Origin of the sequence: Vibrio sp. SBT000027, from assembly GCF_963894355.1 — a bacterium.
Taxonomy (GTDB): domain Bacteria; phylum Pseudomonadota; class Gammaproteobacteria; order Enterobacterales; family Vibrionaceae; genus Vibrio; species Vibrio splendidus.
In genome coordinates, this window is the sequence record NZ_CAWQGD010000004.1 from 1,988,135 (window position 1) to 2,006,092 (window position 17,958).

Sequence of the window (17,958 nt, forward strand, 5' to 3'; positions counted from 1 at the left end):
TCCTTTCATTTCCCATATCTGTGTGTTGATTTGGGATACTGGCTGGGCATCCCCTCTTTTAACGATGCTTGTACTGAGTCGGACAATAACCTCTCGAAACGTCCGAACTGCGCAGTTTTACATGCTTGGTCGAGCGCCCAGAAACACGTGAGCGCCACAGCTTAAAACTGCCAAGCTTGAGATGGCTACGCATAAAACGAATCACTTGCGATTCCTTTAAACCAAATTGCAGTTCTATTGCTTCAAACGGCGTTCTGTCTTCCCACGCCATTTCGATAATTCTTGATTCATTCTCTTTAGATAGCATCATGCATACTCTTCCTTTATAAACTGGGAGAAATACGCTCGTTCCAAATTTAAAGATCACAGGACAAACACTTTGAATTGAACGCGTTATAACGTTCGATAAAACAACAGACTACCAACTAGGCAATCATGGGGTTAAATAAGCTTGTGCGAACTCTCTAAGCACTCTCGCATTATTGTGGTATTTGCTATCCCCGCACTTTATGTCATCCACTCTGATGTCCGGGCTGGAATAAGCAGGTATAACATCTCGCTCATAAGACATCACTGTGCCTCTGTCAGCACAAATTGCACCGAAGGAATATTGAGGAGCTCTTGGATACGTTCCAGAAATGTAACTTTCGATACTATCAAAATCTTTCAATAACGTTTTATAGTCATGATTAGCACCACTTAAATGGCCAATTTCATGCTCCATTAAGTAATCAGGGCAGTTTATCGCTAAAGAAAAAAAGTAGGATACCGAAGATGACATACCACAATAATCAGACTCAAAGCTAAAATTATAATTAGAAAATACTATCCCAGTAAAAATGGGGACGCCGTCTTCTGTTGTTTCTGGAATCGGTTCTTCCATCGATAATTTTAATAACCTCTCTGCTGCCCCCAAATCTTGAAACCAAAGGCTGTCGATTTCTGGCGTATAAATCACCTTGGTGACTTTTCGCGTCATAGGAATGCAGGAGTTTTTCAACACCAGATTCGAATAGCTTTCCCATGTCGCTATTTTAGAGGCAACAAATGCTTTGGAATATTCGGCTAATACAGATTCATCAACATAAAGATGGATCTCTGTATTCAATATCTCACTCTGTGCACAAGTGGGAAACTCGATGCTTTGAGCATTAGAGAGTCGACTATTGCTCAACACTATAATCAAAACACAACCAACTAACTGGATGAGCCTTTTAAAAGAACTCTCACTGACTCGTGTATTCATTTCCATCCTCTCCCTATCTTCAAAACCACAAAGAGCATCACAAATACCGTGACTTAAGATTCATATCAATCACCATTACACATATAAGCATTGGCCTCTCAAAGTAACCTGCACTATCTGTGTTTTTCAGAAAACAAAAAGCTCGCCATGCAATGACGAGCTTTATTGATTATGGGAGCTTAAGGTTATAAGACCCTGGCATTAACAAGGCCCAAATACGAAGAAATCTAAAGTATTAAGACACCTGATCGCGCAAAGCCAATTCAACGTTTTTCAGCACTTTGAACTCTTCTCGAGTACAACCGCGCGCCACGGAAACCCAATGGTCGCCAGTTTCATCGGCTCCTTTAAACTCTGCACGCAACTCATATCTTCGCCATGTAACAAACGCCAAGATAAAGGTCAGTGCAAGCATCGGTAAACCGAACTGAGGAACAAATGCCCAAGTCGCAGCCGAGAGAACTAAAGCCAACGAAACAATATTGATTGCGTTTTCTTTAAGACCCAATTGGCGAATTTCTAACTGTTTGATTTTACGTAAGCTGTACACATCTTTCTTAACTCGGAGTTCGTTAGAGCTCACCAGAAAATCTGATGCTTTGTATGACCTACGAAGTCGCACTAAATTCGCTAACCTGTTGCGTGTTTGATTCTTTTTCATCGCCTTTCTCCATGTTATTAAAGGTTAGTAAAAACTAATATAATCATGAAGTTAATGAACGAGTGCTTATTTTATAAATCAAACTAATATTAAAATCAAGTTTATGCAATTAATAACACTTATAACAACACCGTCTTACATTTGAAATTTTAATAGAAAGAAGGCTTATTAAGGAATCTACTCATCATAAATCGATGTACTTTAGTTAAGTTAGATATAGGCCGATAGTGATTCCGATAATCGACCGAACATACTAAACGGCGGCCATGGTTCACCCTGCTTTGTAACTACTTATTTCAAAGAGATTTTTGCAATGAATCTCACGCTCTAGGAATGCTGAACCACGGTCACATAACGCTCCATCTTCCATAATCAGAACATTCACCCTCCCTCTTGATCATTGATTTTTTGAATACCAAAATCATTCAATTGAACATATCAACATAGCTTATCGATTAAGCAATTGATCTCATAACAAAGAGACTGTACGCTTACATTATGCACACGGTTACCTAATGGAGATCACGATGAATGAACTACTGACATGCGCTATGGAACAGAAACAACGAACAACAGTGACGAGTTTATTCGCAAGAAATGGATTCAAGATCGCGGCTACTGACTTTGATGATGTGACTTTCGAACGAGAGAGTGTGTTGGTCAATGTTCGTTTTGATGCGTCTTCAAACGTTGAATCGATTTCAATTCTAAATAACTAACGAGCTCACAAGCAGGTCGCTAAAATAATTGAATGGCCAACATTCGAGTCATTTTAGCGTATCTTGCGACCTGCCCTTTTCTATTTCATCCCCATCCTCTCTCTTCCAAAAGCCACCGAGTGACAATTAAATCAATAACTCGCAATTCCATGAGCTTGGCTTATATTTATTAATACCCTTTGAACAAAAATTCGAAATGATGCCTATGTTCCTAACTCGGTTAATTTATGTCAGTACGCTTTCCGAATGTTGTGATTCCAAAGCATTGGAGGAGATACTCGCTATCTCGCGAGATCATAATCGGCAGAGCCATTTAACGGGGCTTCTCAGCCATAATCAAAAGTACTTTCTTCAATGTATTGAAGGGTCTAGAGAGGCCGTTAACCACACGTACAATCATATTCTTAACGACGAGAGACACAATCACGTCGCAATACTTTATTTTAAAGAGATTGATAGCAGAGAATTTGGAGATTGGTCGATGGGAGACATTCCGCAGTCCAATTTAACCGAGCTGTTGAACTTACAGTTTTCAACATCTGATCAATTTAACCCGTACGAAATGTCTGGCGAAAGTGCTTACCGAATGCTTTTAGAGTTGAAACAGAATTTGCCATCCGAGTGACAAAACTCAACTTGGAACGATTACTATAGAAGAACCTGCGACCAAATAAGGTTTTGTCATTTTGAGTTTAATAAAAGGTTAGATGTGCATCTCACCTTTATTTTAGGACAAGAATTTAAACATAAAAGTCCGAGTTGAGCATTTTCAATATGCTCAACTCGGACCCTTAAACAATTAAGTTCTACGCTCTTAATTAATCTCGACGACCAGTCAACTCAATCGCTTGATCTTTTGTATCAATTTGGAATTTCAAACCACCAGAAGATGCTTCATTGCGACTTTGTAATACAGGTTCTGATTCAACACGCTCTACATTAGTCTTATTTGGCGCAGTTAGGTTCATGTCGATTGTACCTGTATAATTGCCGTCTGCCGCCAACGCAGTATTCATGGAAAAAGCCATAAGCCTAGTGCGATTAACTTGTTCATACGTCACCTCTGTATTTCATCATTCGTTTTTCTTTCGATAGAGTTACTTTAGCCATCAACAACCAAAAAAATGAGGAAAACCGAGATTTGCCAAATTGAAAACAGCCCTAAGAATTAGCTTTAAGGCAATTGCGTCTGTATCTCAGATAGCACCTCATCTAACCCCTCACCTAGGGCTTCAACAAGTGCTTCATAACCCGCTTCTTTCAAGGGTACTTTGGATTCGAAGTCGGCACGCGCAAGTACTGTATCTTGGTCGCTCAATACCCAAGTTCCTTTCACTTCTGCGTTTCCGGTATAAGAACCATTGAACTGCTCAAAGGTTATAGTCAACTCTCTTTCGGGCTCTCCTGATGTATCAGAAGTATTGACCCGCTCTTCAAGCAACCCTTCAAGGTTTTCCGCCCAAACGTGTTTACGCGCAGACACCAATTCATTCTCAGACTTGCGATAAGCTATTCCTATCGTGTCGAGGTAATCCGGCAAATCAACACTAGTTTTGACCTTAAAGATCGGTTTATCCAATGTACTTTCAGGCAAGAGGTACGCGTTAGTACCATCAGTAGGCGCAGCGCACCCCAAGAGCCCGACTGACACAACCAGTGATATAAATTGCTTTCTCATTATTCCACTCCCTTAACTGGAATCGGGTCTTCTTCTACTTCGCTACCGAACACTAACGCATTCGGTTTGTCGTTCAGCACTTTAATCAGTGGGCGAAGCTCTTTTAACACATGTTCTAACTCTTCAGATGCACTGATCAATTGCTTGTAAGCGTCGGAGTCATCATCGTAACTCTCTAATGTCGCCTCAAGTTGCTTCATGGTGTCACTCAGATCTTGTGGTAACGCTTTTGCGCCTTCACTACCCATCAGTTGATCGACACTCTTCAAGGTAGTATCTAATGATGCAAGCGATCCGTTTAAATTGGCGATAGTCGCGTCTAACGGTAGCTCGTTAATCTTGGTTAAGAAATCGGTGATCTGATTTTGAATTTCGGTTAGACCACCCGCGACAACCGGGAACACAGGGTAACCATCAAACTCTCTGGGTTCGTAAGTCTCCTCATCTTCATAAAAATTAATGTCGACAAACAGCGCTCCCGTGAGCAAGTTACCCGTTTTCAAGGTTGCTCTTAACCCTTCGCCCATTTGCAGCTTGACGCGTTCAGCAAAGGCTTCGGCATTCACGGCTCTAAAGACTTCAGAAACTCGTTCTATTTCCAGCTTGATTAAGATAGGAATGCGGTTCGAGACCTTGCCATCTTTATCCATGCGAATTTGTAACGGCACCGTATCCACAGTGCCAATCCTGACACCACGATACTCCACTGGAGCCCCTTTCCTTAAACCTCGAACCGATTCTTCAAATAGCAACACATACTCGATCGATGTCGTGTACTTACCTTGTAAAACCGCGTCGTAATTGTCGTACAGAGTGTACTCTTGAAGGTTCTCTTTTATCTGCAATCCAGGCTTAATACTCTCGGCCACATCAAAGCTCACACCGCCAGTCAGGATGCTTTCTATTGACGCAAAGTTAACGTCTAAACCATTCGCACCAAACTTCACATCGATTCCAGAAGATAGCCAAAACTGCGTTTTTTCGAAAATCAGGCCATCATAAGGTGCAAAGATAAACAGTTGGTATTTACCCTCTTTCTTTTCATAGTCAAAGCTTGTTTTCTCAACCCGACCCACCACGAAGCCATGATGCAAGACAGGTTCTCCTACACGCAGTTGATTGGCCTTATTATGTGAAACCACCACACGTATTCCTTTGGTATCTGGTCCCGCGACGGGTGGTGTGTCTAATACATCGAACTTCAATTGAGACTCACTCGATTTACCCGGCTTCAACTCAATGTACGACCCCGACAAAATGGTCTCAAGCCCACTAATGCCATCGGTGCCGACATGGGGCTCAACCACCCAAAATTGGGTTTCTTTATTGATCATGCGTGAGGCTTTCTTGTCTATCTGAGCTTTGGCTATGATGTATTCGTAATTTTCACTCAGCGCGACATCCGTAATAGTGCCCACATGTACATTTTTAGACTTAATTGCTGTCTTTCCAGCTTCGATACCTGAAGCATCAGGCAAAATCAAAGTGATCTCTGGTCCGCGATTGTTGAAGTACTGAAACAACATCCAACAGCCGACCAGAACCGCGATAATGGGCACAATCCAGACCGGAGACAATTCATTTTTTTTTGATACTTTCGCATCTGACGCGCTTTGTTTTTCCATATACCCCACACCTCTACCGAGAGATTATTTCCATATAATTCGAGAATCAAAAATCATTGCCGACAACATAGTGAAAATGACGACGGCAGCAAAAGACAAAGCAGCAGGCCCAGGATAAATCGCCATCAATCCGTCTAATTGAACCAAGGCAACCAGAATGGCAACCACAAAAATATCTATCATTGACCACCGACCAATAAACTCAGTAACACGGTATATTTTGAGAAATCGAGTCGCTTCATGAACAGGTAAACCCTGAACCCTTTTTGCATTCCAATACAAGTATGCGAGCGCAATCATTTTTGCCATCGGTATAAACACACTGGCAAGCAAGATGATCAAAGCGACTGGGTATGACCCCATATTCCACAGAATGATGACACCTTCGATGATGGTTGAACCTTCACTCGTCCCGAATGCAGACGTATACATCATTGGGTATAGGTTTGCCGGGATGTAAAAAATAATGGATGTGAGTAATAGAGCCCACGCTATCTGAAGGTTTTTGGTTGGATTAAATCGGTGTAGGTGAACATGACAACGAGAGCATTGACTAAGTTGTTCATCGTACAAGTGAACCTGCCCACAAACATGACAAACCAAATGATCGTGCTTTTGAAAAAGGCTACCCGTTACCGATTCATGCAACGGCTTAGGTGGGATCAATCGGTCCCAGATCCAATCAAAATCAACCAACGAAATGGTTTTGACCACCAGCATAGCGTAGATACCAAATGCCCAAAATGATATGCCCATAGAGACATCGGCTAGTGCTGCTATTTTAATCAAACTAACCAACACACCAATCAAAAATACATCCACCATGAGCCACGGTTTAACCCAGCTCAAGGTCTTTAAAATGAAGATCGCTAAACGGCTTAGGTTCGGCGAGTGGGTGCGCCTTTTTTCAGTCAACGAATAGAACCAGATCGCGCTAATCAGAAAATAAGCAGGCAGGAAAATAACGGCAAGAAATAAGAGCGCGGCAATCAGTGAATTATCTAACCTATTCATCATATCCACGGCTTGATAAAGGGTTATTTGTTGACTGATACCTTGGACGCTAAATGACATGTAGGGAAAAGTAAGACTCATCACGAGTGTGATCAAACTGGCCACTGCGTAGGCCATCACTCCTTGTCCCTTACTCGCACCGATGCTGCACAATGTATGATGACAACGAGGGCAAGACGCCTTACTGCCCGAAGGTAATTCCCGGAACTGGCTGACGAACCCACATTCGATGCATGACTTGGTACAAAGATCAGACAATAACGGCACCTCTTAGCGGTTGATAAGCAACTAGACACTAAGACTAACTATAAGTAAGGGTTGGATTTTTTGCCAATATGCACCCAATTAAACAAATACAGTATCGTAGAAATGAGAGGTAGAAAGATAAAAGAAGAGATGACCAATTGGCCACCTCCTCGCAACCCTAGAGCTGTGTCTAGAAATCTTAAACTAAGTTCTGCTTAAGCTTATCTTCCAACGCTTGAACACACAGCTTGATAGCGATAGGTGTGTTTGAAGCGAATGGGTTTAGCGCATAAACCGTGTTAGTGGGTAATTGAAAGCTTGGCATCATGTCGACCACCTCACCGGATAGCTGATGAAGGTAAAAGTCTGGAATAGCGCCGATACCGACGCCAGATTTAATCAAAGCGAGACAACTGTGAAAGGAGTTCGTAATGCAGCTGGCTGGCTGTTGGTAAATAAAGTCTTGTTCATTTTGCGAACTAAAGTGATGAGTCACCTGTTTTCCCTGCCAAGAATTTGCAATGTAAGGAATAGATTCAAGCTCACGACTTCGCATGCTTTCAACACCACACAACACGTCTTTAAACTCACCTAAACGCTTTTGCTTTAGGTTGCTATCTCGTGAACTGCCTACTCGAACTGCGAGATCAATATCGTGTTCCATGAAGTCTAGATGCTGATCGTCGCTTATCAGTTCTGGCTTTAACTTCGGATATTGCTTCATTAGATCTGCAATGACAGGTACGACGAGCAAGTCCATCAGAGCATTCGACGCCGTAATACGAATCCGACCTTGGGGCTCTTCTAGCTCAGCTTTCGCCATATCCCAAGCCGATTCAGCGATCACGTTAATGTCTTTGCAACTTAAATAAAAGCGCTCACCCATACTAGTCAGAGATTGCCTGCGTGTTGTGCGCTTAAGAAGAGAAGCGCCTAGCTCTTGTTCTAAAATTTTGAGGTGCTGACTGACGACAGATTTAGACAACTCAAGCTTTTCAGCCGCAGCTGATACTGAACCCTGCTCTACGATATGAGCGAAAATCGACATCTGCTTTAGCTTACTCATTTTATTGTTCTCTTTTTACAAACAGTATTTTCTATTATCTCTGTTTTTCAAATCAATTTCCAAGACTAAACTCAATTCAACTTATCGAGATACCAAATCAAAAAAACAGTGCTCGAAGCAAGACTGTTATGGAGAAAGACAATGTTAGACAACCAAATTTTAGAAGCATGTAAGCAAGGCATTAACGCGTGGCAAAAAGCTTTCAACAGCCAAGATGCGAAAGGTTGTGCCGATCAATATACTGAAAGCTGTGTAATGGAAGCGCGTCCATTTGGTACTTTTGAAGGTCGAGAAGCGATTCAAGCATTTTGGCAAAACATCATCGACCAAGGCTTCAAAGACGTTGATTACACCGATGTTAAGTGGGAAGAGCACCCAGAAGGCGGCTACATTCTTGCCGCTAGCTGGACAATGAACAAAGCGTTTGGTGTTGTACATCGTGAGCACTGGGCACTAGAAGCGGATGGTTGCGCTCGTTTAGTCAGCGACGACTTCGAAGTTCAAGGCGAACGCTAGATCTGCAATTAAAAGCTAGAAGCTCACAGCTCAAAAATAGAAACAGAAAACAAAAAGCCAGCAACCCAAATGGACTGCTGGCTTTTTAATGTTTGACTCTGTCGCCTTTTCACTTCATTTGAAGGTGATTCAGTGACTCTACACAATCACTCAACACGCTCATCATTTCAAATCAAAATGTCTAGTCAGACAGAGCAAATACAAGTCAAAGTTACAGAGCGGCTTTCTTCGCTTCTGTAATCCAACCATCGAACGTGCTTTGGTTCGCTTTGATCCAACCATTTACGTGCGCTTCGATATCCGCAGAGCTGTTCTTACCTTTACTCATCATCATGTTCTGAGCACTTACATCATTGATGTTAAGTTTGATGATCTCGAAAAGCTTCGCTGCTGATGGGTTGTTTTTAGCAAACTCTTTGTTCGCAATAATGCGCATTGAGTTCATTTCGAAGCCGTAGTTTTTACCGTTAGATAACGTTGTATCCACATTCGAACGCTCACCAGGAAGTGCTGAGAAAGGTACTTCTAACCAAACTACATCTTCGTTAGGCACTAATACGCCACTTACCCAGTAAGGTGTCCACGTGTAATAAAGGATTGATTCACCCTTTTGGTAACGAGAAATCGTATCTGCGATGATCGCCGCATAGTTACCTTGGTTGTGAGTCACCGTATCGTCCAGTTTGAACGCTGAAAGTTGATGTTCAATCACCATCTCACAACCCCAACCTGGGTTACAGCCTGTAAGGTCTGCTTTGCCATCACCGTCAGCATCAAAAAGCTTCGCGATTTTCGGATCCGTCAGTTGACCAATGTTAGTGATGTTGTATTTTTCAGCCGTTTTCTTATCAATTAGGTAACCTTGAGCGGCACCGCTTACATATTGGCCTTCGCGGTAGAATTTGTCATCGCCGCCCGCCATTTTGTATTTATCAGCATGAAGCGGGAACCAACCTACGGTTAGGAACGTCGCGTCACCTTTTGCGATAGAGGTGTAACCTACGTTGTAGTCCACTTCTTGCGTAGATTTCACGTCGTAGCCAAGCTCTTCAAGGGCGCGGTTAACAATCAACGTTTGGAATGTTTCTTCCGCTACAGACGATTGAACTGGCTGAACTGATACACCTTCACCCGGTAAGCTTGCTGCCCACACGTTCGTTGATACTGCTAATGTAGAAACGATGCTAACTGCAAGTTTGCTCTTCCATGAATTATTCATTGGTGTTTTTCCTTAATTGTAGTTCTGATTTGTTACCGCGATTTATCGCATTGAGCACAAGAGAAACAGGGCCCATGTGGTACCAGCGTAATTTTGTATTACCTGCATTTACCCCAAGAACTTGGGTAATGCGGTCAAGCAGGATTGCTAGAATAACGATGCCGAGACCACCAACAGCGGCCAGTCCCATATCTAGACGGCCGATACCTCTCAGTACCATTTGACCTAAACCACCTACCGCGATCATTGATGCGATAACCACCATAGATAGCGACAACATCAGTGTTTGGTTCACGCCCGCCATAATGGTTGGTAATGCAAGTGGCAGTTGAATTCGGTAAAGCATCTGCTTTTTGCTTGCACCGAATGAATGACCCGCTTCGATCAAATCTTCCGGTACTTGCTGAATACCTAGGATGGTTAAACGTACCACCGGTGGCAGTGCGAATATAATGGTCACTACCACACCTGGAACGTTACCGATACCAAACAACATTACGATGGGTACTAAGTAAACGAAGGCTGGCGTTGTTTGCATAGCGTCCAGAATTGGGCGAACGAATTTAGCCGCCGTGTTACTTCGGGCGAGCCATATCCCCATAGGTAAACCGATCAACAGGCAGAAGAATACAGATGTCATCACCAGTGAAAGCGTGGTCATCGCTTCAGACCAAGCACCAATCAAACCAATCATAGTAAGAGATACTGCCGTAGCAACACCCAGTTTCAGGTTTGAAAACTGCCATGCCACCAAGAACAAAATGATGAGCATAAATGGGGCTGGCGTAGACACCAATGCCGTTTCAAATGAACTTAGAATGAAATCGATAGGTACACGAATTGCTTGAAACAATGGTCGTCCGTGTTCAACTAGCCAATTCAATCCAGACTCAACCCAAGTATCAACAGGCAGAACGGCTTCTGCAAAAGGATTAAGAGGATCAAAAGGAATGGTTTCTACGGTTTCACTGCTTAGCCAATCTGCCGATGGTGAAGTGTCAGCGGCTTGACCCCAAGGATCACTTGATGGCTGAGCGGCAGGAGCAGACTGTGACCATGGGTCATTATTTGTTTGTTCAGACGACATGATCTACCCCTTATCCAATGTTTGTAGCAAACGTGACTTAGTTACCACGCCAAAGTAATTACCTTGCTCATCCACAACAGGCACTGAGTAAGGCACACCACCAACAAGGCCAAGCACGTCATTGATTGGTAAATCAGGGTTCAGCGTTAATCCATCATCGAGCTGCGCGCTCACTAATGATTTGTTCTCTTTGTGAGCTTTACGAAGGGAGTCAATAGAAACAATGCCGGAGTAAAGACTGCTCTTCTCAACAACGATGCCGTATTCACGGTCGTTATCCATTAGGATTTGCAGAGCGGAAGCTGGACCGTCGTGTTCTGACTTTTTAAATACCGCAGCCGGTTTCTTACGTGCAATGTCTTTCACAGTAAGTACGCTTGCGACATTCACACCACGGAAAAAAGCTTCGACATAGTCGTTCGCTGGGTTGTTAAGAATTTCGTCTGGTGTGCCCACTTGAACCACTTCACCGTTTTGCATAATGGCAATACGGTCACCGATTCTCATCGCTTCATCCAAATCATGGGAGATGAATACAATCGTTCGCTTATCGTCATTTTGAAGACGAATCAGTTCATCTTGCATTTCAGTACGAATCAAAGGATCGAGTGCCGAGAACGCTTCGTCCATTAACAGGATATCTGGGTCACATGCCAAGGCTCGCGCTAGACCAACACGTTGTTTCATACCGCCAGACAATTCATCAGGGTACGATTCTGAGTATGCGCCAAGGCCTACGCGCTCTAACGCTTCAAATGCTGACTGTTTTCGTTTATCTACTTCAACACCTGCCAGCTCAAGGCCAAATGCAGCATTTTCGATAACTGTCATATGCGGCATCAGTGCGAAATTTTGGAAAACCATGGAGATGTTGTTGCGGCGGACTTCACGCAGTTCATCTTCTGAGATGTGGGCAATGTCTTTGCCTCGAAGAAGCACATTACCTTTGGTAGGTTCGATTAAGCGGTTAAGAAGGCGCACTAGGGTTGATTTGCCAGATCCTGACAATCCCATAATCACGAAAATCTCACCTTCTTGAATACTAAGAGAAACATCGTTAACACCGATCGTTAACCCTGTTTCTTCGAAAATTTTGTCTTTATCCGCGCCTTCATTAATCATCGAAAAAGCACGGTCGGTATCTTCACCAAACACCTTGTACAGTCCCTTAACTTCCAGTATGGGATCCATATAATCTAATCCTTTCTTAGCTATTTTAACTTAAAAATGGTTATTTAAGCTCGAAAAACGATTAGCACTCTAAGCAATGTAGAGCTGTAAATAAAGGGGTTGCGTTCGGTAACCCTTATCAAAAACAATCATTTCGCCAACCAAAATCAAGTTTTAACATTCAGACAAAAACCACCAAAACACTGATAATAAAGGATATTAAAACGATATAAATGCATTCGAGATTATCTATTACTTACTGATAGATTATTGAATATTTATTTCACATTAAAACAATTAATGGGTGAAACAGACTAGGATTCAACGTAAATACTTCGTGTACAAATAATTCGAATACAAACTATTTATTGTGGTTTTAACGATCTCTAAAAACTGGAAATTTGCTCTTTACGGAGAGCAAAACCTCCCCTTCTTCTTTATCGATGTAACAAGAAGATCGGTATAGCTTCGGCAAGAACGCAGAGGTATTCACAACCGCTCATTTAAACCAATAGAGGGCCAGAAGGTCACTATATGAAAATAGAAATAGCCGATGGAATAAACCAAGTTTGGCACTGGTCAAATTGATAGAATTATCTTCTATATCCAAAACATAACCCCAAGTGTGATACTTGCTGCAAACTAATGAATGTCGATTATCTAAGCCGAACGACAACTTGTAGAGTCCTCATTGCTGAACCATTATTTATAGAAGAAATCGACATGCTTTCCGCGATTATTAAAGAAAAGGACAAGGCGCTCGAATGATAAAAATGCTGGTGTGTGACTTTGACGGTACGCTTGATGGGGGTTCATCTCATGGTGTTAATCAGTTATTTGACTACTTAGCGGAGCAACCTGATATCCGCTTTATCATCGCGACGGGTAGAACTCTGCCCTCAATTCGGGTGGGCTTGGCATCAGATAACTATCCGAAACCACACAGTATTATCAGCGATGTGGGCACCAGAATTCATCACGTTCACTCCCAAAAGCCTGATCATATTTGGCACAACCAATTAGAAGCCTCTTGGAACAAATCAAAGGTAGAGTCAGCACTGGCGCCACTCGATTTCATGGGCGAACGCTTAGAGAGCCATCAGGGTGATTACAAAATCACTTTTGAAGGAAAGCTCTCAGAGCCTCAGCATGAACTGATCGAATCGAGCTTAGAATTGCACGGATTAGATGTACACCTCACCTACTCTCACGATTGGTACCTAGATATCACGCCTAAAGGTGTCAATAAGGCCACAGCGATTCATCATCTACTTAAACAACATGAGTTGAGCGTTGAAGAAGTGTGCGTTGCCGGTGACTCTGCCAACGACACCTCTATGCTGACAATAAAGGGCGTAAACTCAATATTAGTGGCTAACCATTATCCTGAGGTCGCTCACTTGTCTGATCGAGACAATGTGTATACTAGCAGAGCAACACACGCTGAAGGTGTGTTAGAAGGACTTAAATACTGGCAATTGCAAACGGTAGCGGGCAGTTAGAACCGGCGTAGTTGAGATACTCTTCGTTACTTCACGTTCTTACTGCCAACCTGGAAGCCAATGCTCTTTGTCGGTTAGATCTCGCCAATTAATGGCTTCCTCTCGTTTGGTCATCACTGCTTCTATCAAGCAACGAATCACCTCCCCTTCTTCAAACTCGACCTCAGTGACCATAAAGTGCTTTTCTTTCTTTATTGGGCTAACAGCAGTCCATTTACTGCGAAGTAACTTCTTTGGGTTGATCCGGTTCATGATCTGATCTCTCGCTGTGATGTCGTTGATTATTATGAGTAGTCTACTCGACACAGAGTAATAGTCTCTGTGGCACAAAAAAGATCATAAAAAAAGCCAGCGATTAAGCTGGCTCTATTCTGTCGGCTATTTCTCTCGTTAGAGATTAACCATTTTTAGGTGGATCAAATGCCGTCAGTTCTAATGCTGGGCCTGTGTATTTTTCAATCTTCACAAGCGCAGAGTTCGCAGCACAGCCATTCGCCAAACGAGAAGTCGGGATATCCAACGTAAGCACGTTACAGCCACCGTTTTTACATAGACCTGTATCTTTATCTAAATCAGGCCAACCACCTTCGTGGATACATACAGCGCCTTGCTTGATGCCATCAGTCACTAGTGCACCAACCAGTACTTGTCCACGATCGTTGTATGCACGAACGAGATCACCCGTTTTGATGCTACGTGCTTTCGCGTCTTCTACGTTAATTGAGATAGGCTCACGGTTACCGATCGCATACTCTTCGCGGATCTTCGCGTAGTTGAACTGGCTGTGTAGACGGTGCGCGGCGTGCGCTGTCATCAGTTGCAGTTCATCACTTTTCGCTTTACCGAAGAACTCAGTAGGCTCAATCCATGTTGGGTGAGCTGGGCAATCTGCAAGCTTGTAGCCTTCGATGGTTTTAGAGAAGATCTCAATCTTACCACTTGGCGTACCTAGCGGATTCATCACTGGATCCTTACGGAAGTCAGCATGACGAACAAACTGTGCCGCCTTCTTATTGTATTTCATTTCAATAAGCTGGTTATCGTCCCAGAATTTACCAAATTTAGGCATACGAACACGTGCAGATTTGCCTGCTTTTTGTGCCGCATCGTAGAAGCCTTTCAACCATGCCATTTCGTCTTTGCCTTCAGTGAAGACATCACGGCCGCCTGCTTTGATCATCTCAGACATGTCTGCAAATACATCGAAGTCATTACGCGCTTCACCTTGAGGTTCAACCGCTTTCTTCATTGGCACTAGGTGTTGGTTACTGTAGTCACCCGTCATCGTCATATCATTACGTTCAAATGACGTAGTAATTGGCAACACAATATCGGCGTGCTTGGCAGCGGCTGTCCAGTAGATCTCAGAAATAACCACTAGCTCAGGTTTTTGCCACGCTTTGATCAGGCGGTTTGTATCTTGGTGATGAGTAAAGTTACCACCGCCCGCCCACCAAATCATTTTCAGGTCAGGGAACGTCAGTTCATGACCATTATGCATGTATGTTTTACCTGGATTTTCTAGAGCTTCTGTAATACGAGCAACAGGGAATGCGTTCACCGCTCCTGAGACAGCCCAGTCATTACCCGCAGAAGAACCGCCACCAATTGAAGCTGAGATAGCTGGCAATACACCCGCATCACGAGTTGGGTTACCGCCGTTCGAGTAGTGGTAAGAAAGACCGAAACCACCACCTGGAAGACCAATCTGGCCAAGCATTGCAGCTAGAGTGACCACCATCCAGTGACGTTGTTCACCGTATTGTTGACGCTGAATGCCCCAACCTGCCATAAGCATGGTGCGGTTCTGACTGAAGATATCTGCAAGTAGCTCAAGTTGTTTCGCAGGAACGCCTGTGATCTCTTCAGCCCATGCTGGTGTCTTTTCAACACCGTCTTCTTTACCCATCAGGTACGCTTCAAACTTGTCGTAACCGCTGGTGTATTTGCTTAGGAATTCAACATCGTGCTTACCTTTCTTGACCAAAGAGTGCGCGATACCCATCATCATTGCCACATCAGTCATTGGGCGCGGTGCAATCCACTGAATTGCATCACCAAAGAAATCGATCGTTTCTGAGCGCATTGGGTCGATTGCGATGATTGTTTTACCGGACTTCTTAAGCTTGTGGAAGAACTCTAGACCAGAACCGTCTGTAGAACTCCAAGCAATCTTAAGCGTGTTCATAGGGTTCATACCCCACAACACAACAACGTCTGAACTTTCTAATACAACCGGGTGAGTAGTTTGTTGCTCATAAACTTCAATAGAACCCATTACGTGCGGCATAATGACCTGAGCAGCACCTGTTGAGTAATCACCAAGGTGACCTGAGTAACCACCAGCCAAGCTCATGTAACGTTGCAGCAACGTTTGTGCTTTATGCAGTACGCCACTTGAACGCCAACCGTAAGAGCCCGCAAATACGGATTCAGGACCGTTCTCTTTACGGATGCGCGTTTGCTGTTCGTGGATAAGCTTGTAAGCTTCTTCCCAAGATACGCGAACGTATTCGTCATCACCGCGAGTTCCTGTTGGAGCTGATGGATTATCTAGGAAGCCTTTACGTACCATTGGGTATTTGACACGAGCTTTGGTGTGAACCTGATCAGGACCAGTCGTTTGCAAGCTATTTGGGACTGTTTGTGCGAGAGCATTAGTCGTTGAAACCAATTTGCCATCTTTTACTTCACACAACATAGGTCCCATACGACCTGCCGTTAATACACCTTTACCACGCTTGTTCGCAGCTGACGCTGTCATTGGCGTCAATGATGTAAAAGCTAGCGCACCAGCAGCCATGCTCGTTCCTTTGAGGAACCCGCGACGAGTAATATCTGTCATAATTATTTCCCTTTGTTTCTTAGTGGCCAGCCACATCTTTCGCGTGGTTCTGGAAGAATTTAGTAAGCAGTTCTAGATCTTGGTCTGAAATATCAGTACGTTCGCCCATGCCTTTAGCAACAGGACCCCAAGCGTTCACCGTGAAGTGGTTTGCACCAATTTTTGCGTGACACGTTGAGCAGTAAACATTGTCGAGTTCTTCAGCGTAATCCCAGATTGGCTCGAGTGAATCCAGTACAGGCGCATCAACGTTCGCGGTTAGCACCGCCGTTCGCCATTCATTGCCGTACGCATCCATTTTAAAATCACCAACTTCAAGGTTCTGTTGCCCTTGGTCTGTCAGCATCGCAACGATTGAACGTTGACCTTCGCCGTAGTAAAGCACCTGTTCTGCACCCTTCATCTGGTAAGCATGCAACTCGATTGTGCGCTCAGTACCTTCAACACTTTTCACATCTAGGCGTGCCGTTGGATTGATAGTGCCAAGGTCACCAATACTGATGGTTTCTGCTGAGTAAACGACTTTCGCATTCGGGTCTGTTTTCTCAGTGAATGCCATCAAGTTGTCGAAAGCTTCGCTGTCCATTTCTGGCTCAGGAGCAAAGTGAGCAACACCTTTGTGGCAGTCGATACAAGTCTGATTATTCTCTTGTCCGTACTCATGCATTTTTGCTGCATCTTCAGATTGCTCGTAACTGTCCATCGCATCGAAAGTATGACAAGAACGACACGTGGCTGAATCGCTTTCACGCAGTTGCGCCCACACGGTTTCTGCCATTGCCATACGGTGTTCTTCATACTTGTCTTCGGTATCAATCTTGCCAGTCACAAACTCATGATAAATATCTTTAGACGCACGAATCTTGGTGATTACGTAGTCAATTGGATCGGAAGGAATATGACAGTCAGAACACTCAGCTCGAATGCCTTTTGCATTGCTGAAGTGGATTGAACCTTCATATTCTTCATACGGGATTTGCATAGTGTGGCAAGAAGTGCAGAACTCAGTACTCGATGTGTAGTGCATAACGGCTGCAGTACCGCCCAGCGTTAACCAGCCAATACCTATACCAACAGCGGCAATAAGAGCGATATATCGTTTTTTAATAGACATATTTAGAAATCATCTTCAACAATTAGTAACAATTGCGATCAGAATAATACTTTAGGGTTAGTCACTATTGATTCACGTCATAAATTGTCTTTATTGACAATAAAGAAAGTGAGCAATGAGACCTAAATACAAATCACTTATAACCATGACTGCGCACCATTTGGTTTTATATTCACAAAACAAATAAGGGCGTGTTGATTTATAGAATTCACCTAAAAATAACGGCGTACTTCCCCATTAAAAAGCGTAC

Annotated in this window: 17 protein-coding genes and 1 pseudogene; 4 read left to right on the plus strand and 14 right to left on the minus strand. The window is 43.4% G+C overall.

Features of this window, described 5'->3' with window-relative positions:
• Positions 1-58: 58 nt before the first annotated feature.
• The 3 genes from AACU28_RS18645 to AACU28_RS18655 form a co-directional block, all read right to left on the minus strand.
• Complete coding sequence (locus tag AACU28_RS18645; RefSeq protein WP_108176375.1) at positions 59-310, minus strand: TIGR03643 family protein; 252 nt, start codon at positions 308-310, stop codon at positions 59-61.
• Positions 311-433: 123 nt separating this feature from the next.
• The gene (locus AACU28_RS18650; RefSeq protein ID WP_108176461.1) at positions 434-1,246 is read right to left on the minus strand and encodes a hypothetical protein; all 813 of its coding nucleotides are present in this window, start codon (positions 1,244-1,246) and stop codon (positions 434-436) included.
• 235 nt (positions 1,247-1,481) lie between these two features.
• Entirely contained in the window at positions 1,482-1,907 is a 426-nt protein-coding gene (locus tag AACU28_RS18655; protein WP_004734639.1) for a hypothetical protein, read from the minus strand.
• Positions 1,908-2,434: 527 nt separating this feature from the next.
• Here AACU28_RS18655 and AACU28_RS18660 point away from each other — a divergent pair.
• Positions 2,435-2,626, plus strand: a complete 192-nt coding sequence (locus AACU28_RS18660) for a hypothetical protein (RefSeq protein ID WP_004734640.1) — start codon at positions 2,435-2,437, stop codon at positions 2,624-2,626.
• Positions 2,627-2,831: 205 nt separating this feature from the next.
• On the plus strand, positions 2,832-3,251 hold the full coding sequence (locus AACU28_RS18665; RefSeq protein ID WP_017079037.1) for a BLUF domain-containing protein: 420 nt from the start codon (positions 2,832-2,834) through the stop codon (positions 3,249-3,251).
• A 193-nt stretch (positions 3,252-3,444) separates the two neighbouring features.
• Here AACU28_RS18665 and AACU28_RS18670 read toward each other — a convergent pair.
• The 5 genes and pseudogenes from AACU28_RS18670 to AACU28_RS18690 all read right to left on the minus strand — a co-directional run bounded on the left by AACU28_RS18670 (position 3,445) and on the right by AACU28_RS18690 (position 8,255).
• A pseudogene (locus AACU28_RS18670) lies at positions 3,445-3,680 on the minus strand (hypothetical protein).
• Positions 3,681-3,800: 120 nt separating this feature from the next.
• Positions 3,801-4,304, minus strand: a complete 504-nt coding sequence (locus tag AACU28_RS18675) for a PqiC family protein (RefSeq protein WP_108176377.1) — start codon at positions 4,302-4,304, stop codon at positions 3,801-3,803.
• On the minus strand, positions 4,304-5,929 hold the full coding sequence (gene pqiB / locus AACU28_RS18680) for an intermembrane transport protein PqiB (RefSeq protein ID WP_004734644.1): 1,626 nt from the start codon (positions 5,927-5,929) through the stop codon (positions 4,304-4,306). Before pqiB ends, AACU28_RS18675 begins: the two co-directional genes overlap by 1 nt.
• Before the next feature lie 24 nt (positions 5,930-5,953).
• Positions 5,954-7,201: a paraquat-inducible protein A gene (locus AACU28_RS18685; RefSeq protein ID WP_121603422.1), complete on the minus strand. Its 1,248-nt coding sequence runs from the start codon at positions 7,199-7,201 to the stop codon at positions 5,954-5,956.
• A gap of 187 nt (positions 7,202-7,388) precedes the next feature.
• Positions 7,389-8,255 (minus strand): LysR family transcriptional regulator, encoded by an 867-nt coding sequence (locus AACU28_RS18690; RefSeq protein WP_108176379.1) that lies wholly within the window; start codon positions 8,253-8,255, stop codon positions 7,389-7,391.
• A 141-nt stretch (positions 8,256-8,396) separates the two neighbouring features.
• Here AACU28_RS18690 and AACU28_RS18695 point away from each other — a divergent pair, with 141 nt between their 5' ends.
• The gene (locus AACU28_RS18695) at positions 8,397-8,771 is read left to right on the plus strand and encodes a YybH family protein (protein ID WP_108176381.1); all 375 of its coding nucleotides are present in this window, start codon (positions 8,397-8,399) and stop codon (positions 8,769-8,771) included.
• Between the two features lie 211 nt (positions 8,772-8,982).
• Here AACU28_RS18695 and proX read toward each other — a convergent pair whose 3' ends face one another.
• The 3 genes from proX to proV are packed head-to-tail and all read right to left on the minus strand — an operon-like array spanning position 8,983 to position 12,268.
• Positions 8,983-9,990: a glycine betaine/L-proline ABC transporter substrate-binding protein ProX gene (gene proX / locus AACU28_RS18700; RefSeq protein ID WP_004734648.1), complete on the minus strand. Its 1,008-nt coding sequence runs from the start codon at positions 9,988-9,990 to the stop codon at positions 8,983-8,985.
• Positions 9,983-11,077 (minus strand): glycine betaine/L-proline ABC transporter permease ProW, encoded by a 1,095-nt coding sequence (proW, locus tag AACU28_RS18705; protein WP_004734649.1) that lies wholly within the window; start codon positions 11,075-11,077, stop codon positions 9,983-9,985. Before proW ends, proX begins: the two co-directional genes overlap by 8 nt.
• A 3-nt stretch (positions 11,078-11,080) precedes the next feature.
• Positions 11,081-12,268 (minus strand): glycine betaine/L-proline ABC transporter ATP-binding protein ProV, encoded by a 1,188-nt coding sequence (gene proV, locus AACU28_RS18710; RefSeq protein ID WP_017079026.1) that lies wholly within the window; start codon positions 12,266-12,268, stop codon positions 11,081-11,083.
• Positions 12,269-13,011: 743 nt separating this feature from the next.
• Between proV and AACU28_RS18715 the strand changes: the two genes are divergently transcribed.
• Complete coding sequence (locus AACU28_RS18715; RefSeq protein ID WP_029224506.1) at positions 13,012-13,749, plus strand: HAD-IIB family hydrolase; 738 nt, start codon at positions 13,012-13,014, stop codon at positions 13,747-13,749.
• A gap of 39 nt (positions 13,750-13,788) precedes the next feature.
• Here AACU28_RS18715 and AACU28_RS18720 read toward each other — a convergent pair whose 3' ends face one another.
• From AACU28_RS18720 to AACU28_RS18730, 3 genes are all read right to left on the minus strand, one after another.
• On the minus strand, positions 13,789-14,001 hold the full coding sequence (locus AACU28_RS18720; RefSeq protein ID WP_004734653.1) for a TIGR02450 family Trp-rich protein: 213 nt from the start codon (positions 13,999-14,001) through the stop codon (positions 13,789-13,791).
• Between the two features lie 145 nt (positions 14,002-14,146).
• Positions 14,147-16,594, minus strand: a complete 2,448-nt coding sequence (locus AACU28_RS18725; protein ID WP_102504032.1) for a molybdopterin guanine dinucleotide-containing S/N-oxide reductase — start codon at positions 16,592-16,594, stop codon at positions 14,147-14,149.
• 19 nt (positions 16,595-16,613) lie between these two features.
• Positions 16,614-17,708, minus strand: coding sequence for a NapC/NirT family cytochrome c (locus AACU28_RS18730; RefSeq protein ID WP_102504031.1), 1,095 nt, complete (start codon positions 17,706-17,708; stop codon positions 16,614-16,616).
• Positions 17,709-17,958 lie beyond the last annotated feature (250 nt).

Excerpts from the sequence above, each read along its gene's own strand:
- AACU28_RS18665 (WP_017079037.1), top strand. The coding sequence starts at position 2,832 with ATGTTCCTAACTCGGTTAATTTATGTCAGTACGCTTTCCGAATGTTGT.
- AACU28_RS18650 (WP_108176461.1), bottom strand. The coding sequence starts at position 1,246 with ATGAATACACGAGTCAGTGAGAGTTCTTTTAAAAGGCTCATCCAGTTA.
- proV (WP_017079026.1), bottom strand. The coding sequence starts at position 12,268 with ATGGATCCCATACTGGAAGTTAAGGGACTGTACAAGGTGTTTGGTGAA.
- proW (WP_004734649.1), bottom strand. The coding sequence starts at position 11,077 with ATGTCGTCTGAACAAACAAATAATGACCCATGGTCACAGTCTGCTCCT.
- proX (WP_004734648.1), bottom strand. The coding sequence starts at position 9,990 with ATGAATAATTCATGGAAGAGCAAACTTGCAGTTAGCATCGTTTCTACA.
- AACU28_RS18695 (WP_108176381.1), top strand. The coding sequence starts at position 8,397 with ATGTTAGACAACCAAATTTTAGAAGCATGTAAGCAAGGCATTAACGCG.
- AACU28_RS18730 (WP_102504031.1), bottom strand. The coding sequence starts at position 17,708 with ATGTCTATTAAAAAACGATATATCGCTCTTATTGCCGCTGTTGGTATA.
- AACU28_RS18690 (WP_108176379.1), bottom strand. The coding sequence starts at position 8,255 with ATGAGTAAGCTAAAGCAGATGTCGATTTTCGCTCATATCGTAGAGCAG.
- AACU28_RS18675 (WP_108176377.1), bottom strand. The coding sequence starts at position 4,304 with ATGAGAAAGCAATTTATATCACTGGTTGTGTCAGTCGGGCTCTTGGGG.
- pqiB (WP_004734644.1), bottom strand. The coding sequence starts at position 5,929 with ATGGAAAAACAAAGCGCGTCAGATGCGAAAGTATCAAAAAAAAATGAA.
- AACU28_RS18660 (WP_004734640.1), top strand. The coding sequence starts at position 2,435 with ATGAATGAACTACTGACATGCGCTATGGAACAGAAACAACGAACAACA.
- AACU28_RS18725 (WP_102504032.1), bottom strand. The coding sequence starts at position 16,594 with ATGACAGATATTACTCGTCGCGGGTTCCTCAAAGGAACGAGCATGGCT.
- AACU28_RS18720 (WP_004734653.1), bottom strand. The coding sequence starts at position 14,001 with ATGAACCGGATCAACCCAAAGAAGTTACTTCGCAGTAAATGGACTGCT.
- AACU28_RS18655 (WP_004734639.1), bottom strand. The coding sequence starts at position 1,907 with ATGAAAAAGAATCAAACACGCAACAGGTTAGCGAATTTAGTGCGACTT.
- AACU28_RS18715 (WP_029224506.1), top strand. The coding sequence starts at position 13,012 with ATGATAAAAATGCTGGTGTGTGACTTTGACGGTACGCTTGATGGGGGT.
- AACU28_RS18645 (WP_108176375.1), bottom strand. The coding sequence starts at position 310 with ATGATGCTATCTAAAGAGAATGAATCAAGAATTATCGAAATGGCGTGG.